The organism is Fructobacillus broussonetiae (genome assembly GCF_018437275.1).
Classification (GTDB): domain Bacteria; phylum Bacillota; class Bacilli; order Lactobacillales; family Lactobacillaceae; genus Fructobacillus; species Fructobacillus broussonetiae.
Map to the genome: position 1 here is coordinate 123,180 of NZ_JAAMFK010000002.1, position 13,619 is coordinate 136,798.

13 protein-coding genes are annotated in these 13,619 nt (G+C 52.0%); 12 read left to right on the forward strand and 1 reads right to left on the reverse strand.

The window, feature by feature from the left end; all coding sequences use genetic code 11:
- Positions 1–37: 37 nt before the first annotated feature.
- The 7 genes from rpsP (at position 38) to cls (ending at position 6,993) form a co-directional block, all read left to right on the forward strand.
- Entirely contained in the window at positions 38–502 is a 465-nt protein-coding gene (gene rpsP / locus G6R29_RS02205; RefSeq protein ID WP_213808730.1) for a 30S ribosomal protein S16, read from the forward strand.
- Positions 503–651: 149 nt separating this feature from the next.
- Positions 652–1,170 (forward strand): ribosome maturation factor RimM, encoded by a 519-nt coding sequence (gene rimM, locus G6R29_RS02210; protein WP_213808731.1) that lies wholly within the window; start codon positions 652–654, stop codon positions 1,168–1,170.
- A complete protein-coding gene (trmD, locus tag G6R29_RS02215) occupies positions 1,170–1,919 on the forward strand; it encodes a tRNA (guanosine(37)-N1)-methyltransferase TrmD (RefSeq protein ID WP_213808732.1) in 750 nt (249 codons plus the stop codon). Before rimM ends, trmD begins: the two co-directional genes overlap by 1 nt.
- Positions 1,920–1,943: 24 nt before the next feature.
- A complete protein-coding gene (gene rnz, locus G6R29_RS02220; RefSeq protein WP_213808733.1) occupies positions 1,944–2,894 on the forward strand; it encodes a ribonuclease Z in 951 nt (316 codons plus the stop codon).
- Complete coding sequence (gene recJ, locus G6R29_RS02225) at positions 2,887–4,956, forward strand: single-stranded-DNA-specific exonuclease RecJ (RefSeq protein ID WP_213808734.1); 2,070 nt, start codon at positions 2,887–2,889, stop codon at positions 4,954–4,956. The genes rnz and recJ overlap by 8 nt, the downstream gene beginning before the upstream one ends.
- 20 nt (positions 4,957–4,976) lie before the next feature.
- Complete coding sequence (locus tag G6R29_RS02230; RefSeq protein ID WP_213808735.1) at positions 4,977–5,510, forward strand: adenine phosphoribosyltransferase; 534 nt, start codon at positions 4,977–4,979, stop codon at positions 5,508–5,510.
- Positions 5,511–5,541: 31 nt separating this feature from the next.
- Entirely contained in the window at positions 5,542–6,993 is a 1,452-nt protein-coding gene (gene cls, locus G6R29_RS02235; protein ID WP_213808736.1) for a cardiolipin synthase, read from the forward strand.
- 76 nt (positions 6,994–7,069) lie between these two features.
- Here cls and G6R29_RS02240 read toward each other — a convergent pair whose 3' ends face one another.
- A complete protein-coding gene (locus G6R29_RS02240) occupies positions 7,070–7,804 on the reverse strand; it encodes a hypothetical protein (protein ID WP_213808737.1) in 735 nt (244 codons plus the stop codon).
- A gap of 80 nt (positions 7,805–7,884) precedes the next feature.
- Between G6R29_RS02240 and G6R29_RS02245 the strand changes: the two genes are divergently transcribed.
- The 5 genes from G6R29_RS02245 to asp1 all read left to right on the forward strand — a co-directional run bounded on the left by G6R29_RS02245 (position 7,885) and on the right by asp1 (position 13,615).
- Positions 7,885–8,559 (forward strand): uracil-DNA glycosylase, encoded by a 675-nt coding sequence (locus tag G6R29_RS02245; protein WP_213808738.1) that lies wholly within the window; start codon positions 7,885–7,887, stop codon positions 8,557–8,559.
- Positions 8,560–8,632: 73 nt separating this feature from the next.
- On the forward strand, positions 8,633–9,622 hold the full coding sequence (gene pta, locus G6R29_RS02250; protein WP_213808739.1) for a phosphate acetyltransferase: 990 nt from the start codon (positions 8,633–8,635) through the stop codon (positions 9,620–9,622).
- A 167-nt stretch (positions 9,623–9,789) separates the two neighbouring features.
- Positions 9,790–11,331, forward strand: a complete 1,542-nt coding sequence (locus G6R29_RS02255; protein WP_213808740.1) for a glycosyltransferase — start codon at positions 9,790–9,792, stop codon at positions 11,329–11,331.
- Positions 11,312–12,145: a hypothetical protein gene (locus G6R29_RS02260; RefSeq protein WP_213808741.1), complete on the forward strand. Its 834-nt coding sequence runs from the start codon at positions 11,312–11,314 to the stop codon at positions 12,143–12,145. The genes G6R29_RS02255 and G6R29_RS02260 overlap by 20 nt, the downstream gene beginning before the upstream one ends.
- 45 nt (positions 12,146–12,190) lie before the next feature.
- Positions 12,191–13,615 (forward strand): accessory Sec system glycosyltransferase Asp1, encoded by a 1,425-nt coding sequence (asp1, locus tag G6R29_RS02265; protein ID WP_213808742.1) that lies wholly within the window; start codon positions 12,191–12,193, stop codon positions 13,613–13,615.
- The last annotated feature ends 4 nt before the right edge of the window (positions 13,616–13,619 follow it).

Sequence of the window (13,619 nt, forward strand, 5' to 3'; positions counted from 1 at the left end):
TACTATAACAAGTAAAGAAATTCGGAGGAAATTAATTATGTCTGTAAAGATTCGTTTGAAGCGCATGGGTGCTAAGAAGCGTCCTTACTACCGTGTTGTTATTGCTGACTCACGTTCACCACGTGATGGTCGCTTTATCGAAACTGTTGGTACGTACAACCCAGTTGCACAACCACAAGAAGTAAAGTTGGACGAAGAAAAGATCATGTCATGGTTGGCCAATGGTGCACAACCATCAGACACTGTTCGTAACTTGTTGTCTAACGCTGGTATCATGGCAAAGCACGCCGAAACGAAGTCAGGTAAGAAGCCTGCTTCAAAGAAGGCCGCAAAGCCAGCCAAGAAGGCTGCTGCTAAGCCAGCTGCTAAGAAGGAAGCCGCAGCTTCATCTTCAAAGCCAACGACTAAGAACACGGTCGCTGAAATCAAGGCTTACTTGGATGCCCAAGGAACGAAGTACACGTCATCAGCTAAGAAGGCTGACTTGTTGGACTTGGTATAAGCTAACTTTTAAAAACTACCCTTTGGGTAGTTTTTTTGTTTTGGCAAAGTCAGAGACGGAAGAGGCCCTTTTTTTAGTGGTTTAGACCAAGAGTCCTTTGCGTCATTTTACTCGGTTTTCGAATAAGAAAATTTGCTATAATAGGTGCTATGGATAAGACAAATTACTTTAAAATTGGAACCATTGTGAACACCCACGGTATCCGTGGTGAACTCAAGGTAAAGGCCATCACCGACTTTGCAGAGGAACGCTTTGCAAAGGGGGCCGTTATTTACCGGAAGGACAATTCCGGTTACATCAAAGAAAACATGGAAAAGGCCCGGATGCACAAGGGAATGTGGTTGATCACCTTTGCCGGTGTCACCAACATCAACGACGTGGAACCCTTTAAGGGACAAGACCTCTTTGTTTCAGAAGAAGATCGCGACGATTTGGAAGATGGTGAGTACTATTACTCCGAAATCATCGGCTGTGAAGTACAAGACGAAGAAGGCGAGGTAATCGGTACCGTGAAGGAAATCATGGAAACGGGTGCCAACGACGTTTGGATCGTCAAGCGCGCATCCGGCAAGGACGCCTTGATTCCAGTTATTCCTGACGTTGTCAAAGACGTGAACGTGGAAAAGCAAACCATCGTGATTGATGTATTAGAAGGGCTGTTAGATTAATGAAAATCGACGTACTCTCACTCTTCCCGGACATGTTTGCTCCAATGAAGCAATCCATCATCGGTAAGGCCATCGACAAGGGGACCTTGGACTTTGATGTCACAGACTTCCGGGATTACACAACAAACAAGCATAACAATGTCGACGACTACCCATTCGGTGGTGGTGCCGGCATGCTGCTTACGCCGCAGCCAATCTTTGACGCTATGGAAGCCGTCAAGGATAATTCCGCTGATGGCAGCACCGGCCACGTGGTTCTTTTGGACCCGGCCGGTAAGAAGTTCGACCACACGGATGCCGAACGCTTAGCCCAGTACGACCACTTAACTTTTATCTGTGGTCACTACGAAGGCTACGACGAACGCATTAAGACCTTGGTCGATGAAGAACTCTCACTTGGTGACTACGTGTTGACCGGTGGGGAGCTCGGGGCCATGGTGATGATTGATGCCACCGTGCGCTTTATGCCAGATGTTTTGGGAAACCGGGAATCAGCCTCTGGTGATTCCTTCCAGGACAACTTGCTCGAGTACCCGCAGTACACGCGTCCCGCCGACTTTCGTGGGATGAAGGTGCCGGATGTTTTAATCTCCGGTAACCACGGTAAAATTGCCGAATGGCGGATGAAGGAGTCTTTGCGTAAGACCTACCTTCGCCGTCCCGACTTATTAGAAGGCCGCCCTTTCTCAAAGGAAGAACGCGACCTGTTAGATGATATTAAGACTGAAGAAGCAGACGACAACGAATAGTTGCTTCTTCTTGGGGGATGAAAGATGGAATTAGAATTTTTAGGGACCGGATCCGGTCAGCCATCCAAATTTCGAAACGTGGCAAGCATTGCCATGAAGTTGCTTGACGAGCGAAACGCCGTCTGGCTTTTTGACGTTGGGGAAGCAACCCAGCACCAAATCTTGAAGACGACCATTCGTCCTCGAAAAATCGAAAAGATTTTCATCTCTCACTTACACGGTGACCACATCTTTGGTTTGCCTGGTTTGCTTTCTTCTCGTTCCTTTCAAGGAGCAGACAAGAACGAACCGTTGACCATATACGGACCAAAGGGCTTGAAGTCATTTGTGAACACCGCCTTGCGCGTTTCCGAAACGCACTTGTCCTATCCGATTCACTTCGTTGAGATTGAAGAGGGAACCATCTTTGAAGATGACACCTTCAAGGTGATTGCCGAACCCCTTCGCCACCGCATGGAGGCCTGGGGCTTTCGTGTCGAAGAAAAGCCACACGCCGGTGAGCTCTTGATCGACAAGGTCAAGGCTGACAACATTCCGGCCGGTCCTGTTTACGGTCAGTTGAAGGCCGGTCAAACAGTGACCTTGGACGATGGCCGCACAGTGAATGGAAAGGACTATCTCGGTCCCGCCCAACCCGGACGTGTCGTTGCGATCATCTTCGATACGATGCCAACCGAAGGCGCTAAGATTTTGGCAAAGGACGCCGACGTCTTGGTGCACGAATCCACTTACGGTATTTCAAAGGACGAAGGCAAGATGGCCCGCGCCCACGGTCACTCAACGACCCGTGACGCTGCCAAGCTCGCCAATGACATGGGCGTGAAGAAGCTGGTCTTGACCCATGTCTCCGCCCGTTACATTGGTCCGTTGTTAAAGAAGTTTATCACGGATGCGAACAAGCTCTTTTCAAACACCTATGTCGCCCGCGATATGGACGTCATCGATGTGCCGTTTACAAAGGAGTCACATGAGTAGAAAGTGGCAAGAACAAGCAAAGCCAGACGGTCAGAAGATTCAAGCGTTAAAGGACGCTTTGAACCTTGGCCCCGTAACGGCAGGCTTCTTGGTGCAAAAGGGCATTGATACGGTGAAGAAGGCGGAAGCCTTCTTACACCCAAGCTTTGACCAGTTGCACGATCCAGCTGACTTTTACCAAATGGACCAGGCGGTCGAACGAATCCAAGAGGGTGTTTTCTCTGGTGAAACTATTCTGGTTTACGGAGACTACGACGTCGACGGACTGACGTCCACGACAATCATGACCGAAGCGTTGACCTCCCTTGGTGCCGACGTGGTCCCATACATTCCAAACCGTTTTGAAGACGGGTACGGTCCCAACCAGGAAACGTACAAGCGCTTGATTGAAGAAACCGGCGCAACGCTGATCATCACCGTTGATAACGGGGTGTCTGGGAAGGAGCCAATTGCCTGGGCAAAGGAGCAGGGCGTTGACGTGGTTGTCACGGACCACCACGCGCTTCCTGAAGAATTACCCGATGCGGTTGCCGTCGTGCACCCCCGCCACCCGGAAGGAAACTACGGCTTTGATGACTTGTCAGGGGCCGGCGTTGCCTTCAAGGTAGCCCAGGCCGTCTTGCAGGACGGGATGCCCGCCGAAGATTTGACGGACCTGCCAACCGAGTTCTTTGACCTCGTGGCCATGGGAGCGATTGCCGACGTCGTGTCGTTGACCGACGAAAACCGCGCCTTTGTGACCTGGGGACTAAAGGAAATTGAAAACAATCCTCGCCCTGGAATCGCGGCCTTGCTGAAGTGCGCCAAGCACCAATCAGGGGACCGCATCCTTGCTGAAACCGTCGGCTTTAAGCTGGCACCCCGCCTGAACGCCATTGGCCGTTTGGGGGATGGAAGCCTTGGACTCAAGTTGCTCATGACAAAGGACCCAGAGGAAGCCAAGACCTTGGCCAAGCAGGTCGAAGAAATCAACGACCAACGTCGTGAGATTTCAGACAGGGTGTTTAAGGAAGCAAAGGCACAGGCCTTGGCCCCTGAAAACGCTGACCAACCCGTCCTCTTTGTGGCCGGTGAAAACTGGCACCAGGGAATCCTTGGAATCGTAGCGGCCCGTTTGACGGACATCGTTTCAAAGCCGGTGGTCGCCCTCACAAACGTGGATGGCCTCTACAAGGGCTCAGGACGTTCCTATGGCGATTTTGATCTCCATGCCTTCCTGGGAGACTTCCAAGACGATTACGCCTCCTATGGTGGCCATGCGGGCGCTCTCGGGATTGCCATCGAAGAAGGCAAGCTCGAGACGGTTCGCGCACGGGTTAAGGAAGCTGGTGCGGGTCTGACTTTTGAAGAGGAACCACTGGCAGTGAACTTGATGGTCGAGCCTTCGATGTTGACCAAGAACTTCTACGAACAGCTAGAAGTCTTGGAGCCGTTCGGTCAGGGCAACGAACAGCCAATCCTTGGCTTGAAGCACGCGGCCTTGACCGCGACCGGAACCATGGGGAAGGAAAAGCAGCACTTGAAGTTGGCCTTCAACGGGGGACAAGGTCCGGTTGAAGCCCTGGTTTTCAACAACGCCGATGTGGCGGCCGAAGGTGAGGGCCAGAAGCAGGCCGACATGGCCGGTAAGCTCGGTGTGAACACCTTTGCCGGACGGACGCGCCTGCAACTACTGCTAGAAGACGTGGCCTTCCCGAAAGCGGGTTCAGGCGCTGATAACGGGGCAGCACAAGAAACGAACGCGCCAAGCCCCCAAGCTGAAAAGTCTTCTGGCCAGGCCAATCAAAAAAAGGCCACGACCCAGGCTTTGAAAGCAGGTCAGGCCGAGTTCGCCCTGGTCTACAAGTACTTGTACGGACACCAGGAACTAAACCTCGTGGAAAACCTCAATCGGGTTTTGCAAGAGGTCAAAATTGAAGAACAGCAATTTAAATTAATGATTCAGGTCTTTTTGGACCTCGGATTTGTTAAAATGGAAGCTGGACACGTCTTATGTCTCAAGCAAGCGCAGAAAAAGGCCTTGTCTGAGTCAAAGACATACCAACGTTATTTTGCCGGTTAAACCGGTTAGAAGGAAACACTATGACTAAGATTGATTTACATGACTACGTGGCCTCCGTTCAGGATTATCCTGAACCAGGCGTGACTTTCCGTGATATCTCACCTTTGATGGGAGACGGGAAAGCCTACAAGGCAGCAATCGACCAAATCGTGGACTTCGCTGAACACTTGGACGTTGACCTCATTGCGGGGCCTGAATCACGCGGATTTATCGTGGGTTCACCACTGGCTTACTCAATGGGCGTTGGCTTCGTGCCAGCTCGTAAGGTTGGTAAGTTGCCGCGTAAGGCGGTTTCAGCCTCATATACTTTGGAGTATGGTGGCGTGAATACCTTGGAGATTCACGAAGACGCCATTAAGCCGGGGCAACGGGTGATGATCGTCGACGATTTGTTGGCAACGGGTGGAACGATTAACGCCACGCGTAAGATTATTGAAGAACTTGGTGGTGTGGTCGCAGGTGTGGCCTTCATCATCGAGTTGGAAGACTTGCATGGTCGCGAAAAGATCATGGAAGCAGGCGATGTGCCATTCTTGGCATTGATGGAATACTAATTTAAAAGGATTAAGCGTTTAGGGAGTCGGCATGGACAACATCATCACAACCGTTATTTTAATTAACTCGGTGTTGGCCATTTTGACCGTCTTCCGCGAACCGCGTGATATTGCTGCGACATGGGCATGGATACTACTGTTGATGTTCATCCCGGTCGGAGGCTTTATCCTGTACTCCTTTGCGGGAAGAAAGCTGCCACAACGGCGGCTTTTTGCGTATCAGGACCAGGATGCGTCGGAGATGGATGGCTTGATTCAGCAATTGGTTGGAAAGGGGCCTGGACCTTCCGTGGAAAAACGCGCTGACGCGCTTCCAAGGTCCGCACGGTCGTTAGTCACACTTTTCCAACGGATCAACCAGACGCCGCTCGCCACGAACAATAACGTGTCTGTGTATACGTCCGGCCAACGTTTCTTTGATGAGCTCAAGGAAACCCTGCGCAATGCCAAGGAAACGATTAACATCGAGTTCTACACCTTTTACGCGGATGAGCTCGGTTGCGAGATTCGAGACATCCTTGTCGAGAAGGCCAAAGAGGGCGTGGACGTTCATGTCCTGTACGACTCCTTAGGCTCCGTCGGGACGACGGGCCGTTTTTTCAAGCCCTTGCGTGAAGCCGGTGGACACGCCAGCTCCTTTCTTCACCGTCGCTTTAACCTCATTAACTTCCAGTTGAACTTCCGTGATCACCGCAAGATTGTGGTCGTTGACGGTCGCATCGGTTTCGTCGGTGGGTTCAACATCGGTGACCAGTACCTCGGTCGCAAGAAGAAGTTTGGTCACTGGCGCGACACGCACCTGAAGGTGTCTGGTTCTGCCGTTTACTACCTTCAGTCCCACTTCCTCTTGGACTGGAACGCGTCGGCTGTGAAGGAACCGATGAACGTCACCAGGCGCCTCTACTTCCCAGATTTGGATGAGCGCTTGCAGGGCGACACGGACATGCAAATCGTGACGTCCGGGCCCGATTCGGACGACGAGCAAATCAAGATGGGTTACATCCGCTTGATTCAGCTCGCTAAAAAGCGTTGCTGGATTCAGACGCCTTACCTAATTCCGGACGATTCCACGATTGATGCGCTTCGAATCGCCGCCAACTCTGGTGTCGACGTGCGCATCATGGTGCCCTGCATGCCGGACCACATGTTCGTCTACCGCGCCACGCAGTACTTTGCGTCGCAACTGGTAAAAGACGGCATCAAGGTCTATTACTACCAGAACGGTTTCCTCCACGCCAAGACGATGGTGGTGGACGACCAGCTGGCCTCGGTTGGATCCGCCAACTTTGATTTCCGTTCCTTCAAGTTGAACTTCGAGGTGAACGCCTTCTTGTACGACCAGAAGGTGACGGAAACGTTGGCCGAACGCTACGAACATGACATTCAGCAGTCGGTTCTACAAAGCGAGGAGAGCTTCCAAAAGCAATCGCGCTGGATGACCTTCCGCCAGTATGCGTCACGCTTGCTAGCACCAATTCTATAAAAGATTCAAATACTGCCGGCTTCCGCCGGAAAACAAAAAGACCCCCGCGACATGCGGAGGTCTTTTTTTAATCGCCTTACTTGGCGCTGTAGATGGCGTCTTTGAAAGAGTCGAAGTTGTGGTAGTTTTGGTTCAGCACGTCCGGTTGATGGTAGTCGGCGTTCCGCCAAAAGGTACTTGAGTTCGTCGCGCCAAATTCTTCCCCAATCACGATTAATTCAAAGGGGAGGCCGGAGGAGCGAAGTTGCTGCAGTATCTGCCAATCCACCTCGTTTTCGTTTGGCACCCAGGCCATCAAGAAAACGGGAAGGGCGTCTTTGTCACCGGCCTTGACCGCTGCGATTTCTTCTTCCACCTTGTCGTCAACGGACGCCTTGGTCACGGCTGTCCAGGGGGTTGCCAGCTCAATGTCTTGGCCCTCCCAGTCGAGCGTGTCAACGGGTTCGGCCTTGACGCCAATGGCCTGCAGACCGGCGGAAAGGGCGGCGTTTCCTGAACAAAGCTCAACGAGTGGTCGCCCGTTCAGATAGTCCTTTAAGTCGGCTAAAAAGTCCTGGTTTGGCAAGAACCAGATGCCGTGCTCGATCACCAATGTCTCACGTAGATCCGACATCACCTCGTCAAAGGGGAGCCATTCCGGGTGGTGCATCAGCTCGTCTGCCGAATAGTCGATTCGAGGCACAGGGTGCATGGGCAATTGGCGTTTCGCCAGCCCCGCGAGGATGCTTTTAATTGTGGTCGTTTTTTCCAAAATTTCTGATTGGGAAGCGTAGCGTTTTTGGAGGGCCAGTAAATCCTTACTCGTTATCATAAAAATTTCCCTTCTTGTCACTGTTTCGACACGGTCCTCTGGTAAAGTAGATACAAAAGCTTTTCTAGGAGTAGTATACCATGGCCTCATTTTCACTCACACAATCCAGCTGGGACCAGGCCTTAGGCGCCTTGCTTCCAGCCGATTACCAGTCCCGTGCCGACGCCTTCTTAGACCAAGTTTATTCCGAAGAAACGCCCACCTATCCCGAACGAGAAAACGTCTTCAAGGCCCTCCAAGCCTGTCCACTCGAAGACTGCGAAGTCATCATCTTAGGCCAAGATCCCTACCACCAACCCGGGCAAGCCCAAGGCCTTTCCTTTTCGGTCCCCGACGGCATGAAAACCCCGCCTTCCCTTCGTAACATCCTACAGGAGTTAGGCGATGACACTGGATCCATCAAACTCGGCCAGGACCTCACGCCCTGGGCAAAACAAGGCGTCCTCTTGTTGAACGCCGTTTTAACCGTCAAGGATTCTTCTGCCAACAGCCACAAGGGTCAAATCTGGGAAGAGCTCACCGACGCCGTCATCAAAGCGGCCACCGCTGATCCCCGCCCCAAGGTTTTCATCCTCTGGGGCAAGTCCGCCCAGGCCAAAAAGAAGTTCATCGATACTGGTAAAGACCTCGTTTTAGAGTCCGTTCACCCAAGTCCCTTGTCCGCCTACCGCGGCTTCTTTGGTTCCAAGCCCTTCACCGCGGCTAACGCATTCTTGGAGAAGCACGGACAACGCCCAATTGACTGGCTCAGATAGCACAAGAAGCACCCGCTTTTTGTTATAATTTTAGAGTACGAAAAAGACATTTTTATTGAGAAGGAGCCTGCACATGGCATTATTTGATGAATTGAAAAACAAGGTCGCCGGGAAGAACCTCCACTTGGTTTTCCCAGAAGGTGACGATGCCCGCGTCTTGAAGGCCGCCGTTCGCCTGGTTGACGATGGCTTGATTCAAGCCACGCTTCTCGGTGACGAAGAAGCCGTTGCCCAAGTGGCTAAGGCCGAAGGCGTTTCCTTGGATCAGCTCACGGTCGTGAATCCAGCGAAGATCGACGCCGACCAAAAGAAAGCAATGGTTGACGCCTTGGTTGAACGCCGCAATGGTAAGACTGACGAAGAAACGGCCGCCCAGTGGTTGCAAAACGTCAACTACTTCGGAACCATGATGGTTCAAATGGGCCAGGCTGACGGTATGGTTTCCGGTGCCGCCCACGCAACTGGTGACACGGTTCGTCCCGCCTTGCAATTAATCAAGACGGAACCGGGCTCAAAGCGCATCTCCGGTGCCTTCTTCTTGCAAAAGGGCGACCAGCGCTACGTCTTTGCTGACTGTGCCATCAACATCGAACTCGACGCCGAAACGATGGCGACGGTTGCTATCCAATCCGCGAAGACCGCCAAGGCCTTTGGCGTTGATCCTAAGATTGCCATGCTTTCCTTCTCCACGATGGGCTCTGCCAAGGGCGAAATGGTCGACAAGGTAGCAGAAGCGACCCGTTTGGCCAAGGAAATGGCACCCGAATTAGCGGATAACATCGACGGTGAATTGCAGTTCGATGCCGCCTTCGTGCCTTCCGTTGGGGAAGCCAAGGCGCCTGAATCAAAGGTGGCCGGTCACGCCAACGTCTTCGTCTTCCCAAGCCTGGAAGCCGGAAACATCGGTTACAAGATTGCCCAACGCTTGGGTGATTTCGAAGCCATGGGCCCAATCTTGCAAGGATTGGCCAAGCCCGTTTCGGATTTGTCACGTGGCTGCTCTGAAGAAGACGTTTACAAGGTCGCCATCATTACGGCGGTACAAGCCTTGGACATGAAGTAAGCTTCTGTCCTGTAACTGGCGCCTGATGAAGGTCATGAAAAAGTCAAAACCGGACCAGATTGTTTAACTCGACCTTTAAGACTTTGGCTTTTAGCCGCATAAAATTCTGAAACAAATCGCTGTTTTTTGCAGCGTTTAAAACCCGGACCCGATGAAAGGAGGCCCTTATGAACATCTTTTTAAATAATGGCCTTTATGATTCAAACTCCGGTGTCGAGCACGCACAGTTTTACCGCTTGCGTGCCCTTAAGGAGGCGGGCGAACCAGTGAAGTTGGTTTACTCCGCACTCCTTCCAAAACTCCATGAACACATGAAACTCTTTGACCTGGAAGAAGAACAGGTCATCAATCTCTTCGAATGGGCCATGGCCGATGATCCGGTCTCGTATTTACGAACGGGTCTGACTGGGAAAACCATCCAGCCCTACAAAAAAGACATCCTCAAGGATTTCACGCAGACGAACCGAACCGTTGTTGAAGTGGCAACGGGTGGCTACACCATCACGCGTCGCAAGGAAAAGGTCTACAACGAGGCCAAGAAGCTCTACATCGTGAGCGACGCCCAGGTTGAACTTTCCCGTGGCGACCGCAAGTTGAGCTGGTCCTACGACCGTTTCTTGGGTGAGAAGGTGATGACGGCCATCCACCTCGAGAATTTTTTTGGAAGCGACTACTACTTTCAAACTTTCGACGAACTCTTGGCGTTCTTCATGGGCGCCTTGGAAAGGGCCTTCGGTCCAGCCACTTACTTCTTAGACCGTGACCGCTCTTTTGATGAATACTTGGTGAAGCGCCAGAAACAGGGGGCGAAAAACAAACTCGTGTCCATCATTCACGCAAGTCACCGGGTCGAAAAGGTTGAAGGACGTCAAATTTACAACCAGTTCTACCAATTCGTCTTGGAGCACGCGCCGTACTACGATAAGATCGTGGTAGCGACTGCGCGTCAGGCGGCTGATTTGAAGAAAGACATTGCGGGCGCCTTTGATACCAAAACGGCGGAGCGCGTCGTTTCAAAAGTGCCGGTAGGCTTTGTGGACGAAAACGAGGGGACGACTCGTGAAATCACAGCGGCCGATAAAGTTGGTACAGCCGATGGGGCTAACGACAGGAACGCCCTTCGTCTCGTGACCGCTTCTCGTCTCCACGAGGAAAAGCACGTCGACCAGCTGGTGAACGCGGTGGATCGGCTGAAACAGGAAGGTCTCAGCGTGCACCTCACCATCTTTGGTCGAGGACCGCAGAAGGAAGATTTGCAGAAGCAAGTCGCTGATGCCGGCTTGCAAGATGCCGTTACCTTCGCCGGTGTCTCCAACGATTTGGAAAACGATTTGGCAGAAGAAGGGGCCTACAACGCTTATGTTTCCGCCTCCTATTCCGAGGGCTTTGGCCTGACCTATCTTGAGGCCTTGCACGCGGGTCTGCCCGTTCTGACCTACGCGAACGAGTACGGCGCTAAAGAACTCATCGACAGTGGAAAAAACGGCTACCTGATCGACTTTTCCACGGAAGAGACGAACGAAGCGCGCGAAAGAAACGTTTCGGGGATGGTCGAGGCGGTTCAAAAAGCGGTCGAAAACTTGCCGGCAATGTGCAAAGAAGCGAGAAAAAGCGTTGCCCGCTACGACCTGAAGCACGTTTCTGCTGACTGGAAAGACCTGTTGAACGACGTAAAGAAGGGGGACAATCATGCAAATTCAGTTGATTGATTCTCTGGACCACAACCGCCTACCGGCCGTTGCCTGGCAGATTGATCAGGTGAAAAAGGGCGTCTCCGACGAGCTCTTCATCGCCACGCCACACGAAAATTCGGTTGGCATCTGCGAGGAACTCGGGTTGCCCTTGGAGAAGGTCGTCGACATGGCGAGCCGTAAGCGCCTGTCGGAGATTCCGGCCGGGGATGGCTATTTCCTTGACGATTTAAAGGTGGCAAACGATGGCCAGCGCGTCTTTGAAAACGATGGGACGGTCAGTTTGGTGACTTGTGGTCGACGAATCGCGAGCGTTGTTTTGTTTTCCGGTTCCTCCTACTTGGTCCAGGCCGTTTCCTGGCTGAACCAAGCGGGTCAGGTGACGCGAAAAGACATCTACCAAAAGAACGGCCAGCTTTTTTGCAAGCAGTTCTACAATCGTGGCAGCTTACTTGAAAGCGACTATTTCTTTGGTGAAGAAAAAGCCGTTGTCAAAGACTATTACTACAACAACCGCCGCAACTTCTCCATCGTCTTTGGCGAGGAGTACCCAAGCTTTGAAGCGGGGCTGCAAGACTACTTGAGCGCAAGCGCCAGCACTGCCGAGGTTGTCGTCACCGATTCCAATCGTCTGAGCACCCTTGGTCAAAACATGGTGCTGGCATGCCCAGATGGCGTTTTTGATCAAAACGGAAAAGTGCTGCCAGACGTTTTGATGATGATGGAAAACGACCAGCACCCGGTGAAAACGATATGGGCGAGCGGGTCTGACTTAACCCGTTTAGCCAGTCAAAACCTACCCATGGATAAAATAAAGAAGCACGATTTTTAAGCCTGATACCCTTCAGGTGTACATAGAAGTAAAGAGAGAAACCGCATGGCTTTAACTGTAATGCCTTCCTGGGGCGATAATTACCAGGTTAAAAAAAGTGACAACGAACAAGCAATTGTCTCCCTCCTTCAGGAGCAAGAAGACCTCTTCTTGTTGATCACATCCTACCAACCAAAGCTTAAATCCAGCTTAAATCAGCAAAAGCTCGGTGGCACGCCTTACTGGACGGCCTTTGACGCCCTCCAACGCGTCACGTTAAAGGACAAGAAACCTTTACAGGTCGACCACCTCACTTGGCCTTCAAACGCCCACTTCATCCGCCTCTTCGACCGCATCGTCGTTTTGGCCGACAACCGTCTCTACGCCAACATCTTCTTCACCTACCCAATGGGTGATCAAATCGACCGCGTGGATTTGATGGAAAACAACGAATTGAAGCAACAGCTCACCATTGATGACCGTGGCTTTGTTTCCCGCGTCGCCCAGTTTGAAAACGGACAACCAAAGGAAATTTCCTACCTGAGCCAGGGTGGCTTCGTGGTCGCAAAGGAACACTTCAACACGGGCGTTGTCGAGGCGCTTTTGCCCGATGGGCAGGAAAAGACCTATTCATCCATGAACGCGCTCATCGACGAGCTCACGTTGGCCTACCTAAACGCCAAGCAAAACAACGAGCTCCTCGTCTTTGACTCCGACCAAAATTGGCGCGTGATCAAGCAGGCGAGCGTGGAAAACGTCGCCTACTGGCTGCCCGAAAGCAACGTGCCCGTTCAAAAGGCCGAACAACTGAAGGCCATGAAGAACGTGACGACCCTGTCTTCTGAGGATAACGGGGCAGCAGACATCCTGCTTTCACCATACGCGGTCGAGAAAAAGCCAGTCGCTCAACCAAAGGATCAGGAGTTGATTTACATCAACCTCGGGGACTTGGCTTTGCCAAAGCAGCAGGACCTTTTGCGTCAGGCCTTCCACATGGCTACGATGGCAGACGACCGCACCTTCATCTTCGAAGGGATGGACGCGAGCCTTGAACTCGCTGGCATGTTGAACAAGATGGTGCAGGAACGAAGCGAAGCCTTTGGCTGGGAAGAGGGACAAGACGCGGTTTTGAAAGCCCGTTTCGTCTTCTTGCAGGCACAAAGCAAAAAGGGTCGAAACAACTACCTGGCCACTTGTTCGGCCTACTGTGACCTTTCCGAATCCCCATCTTTGCAGGCGCTTGCCCAGGCAACGTCCTTTGCCTTGCCAACGCTGACAAAGGGCCAAAACTTCTATCAGCAGCAAGTTTACCTGAAACAAGATGACACGATGAGCTTCGAAGAGACCCTGCTTTCCTTGCTCAAAAAGGCCAAGGATGAAGGCTTCAAGGAAGAGCTCATTGCAAAGCGCGACCAGTTCACGCCTGAAAAACTCGAGGCAGCCTGGAACAACGCATTAAAGATTAAAACAACAGAAGCGGTTAACCGCTAACAGT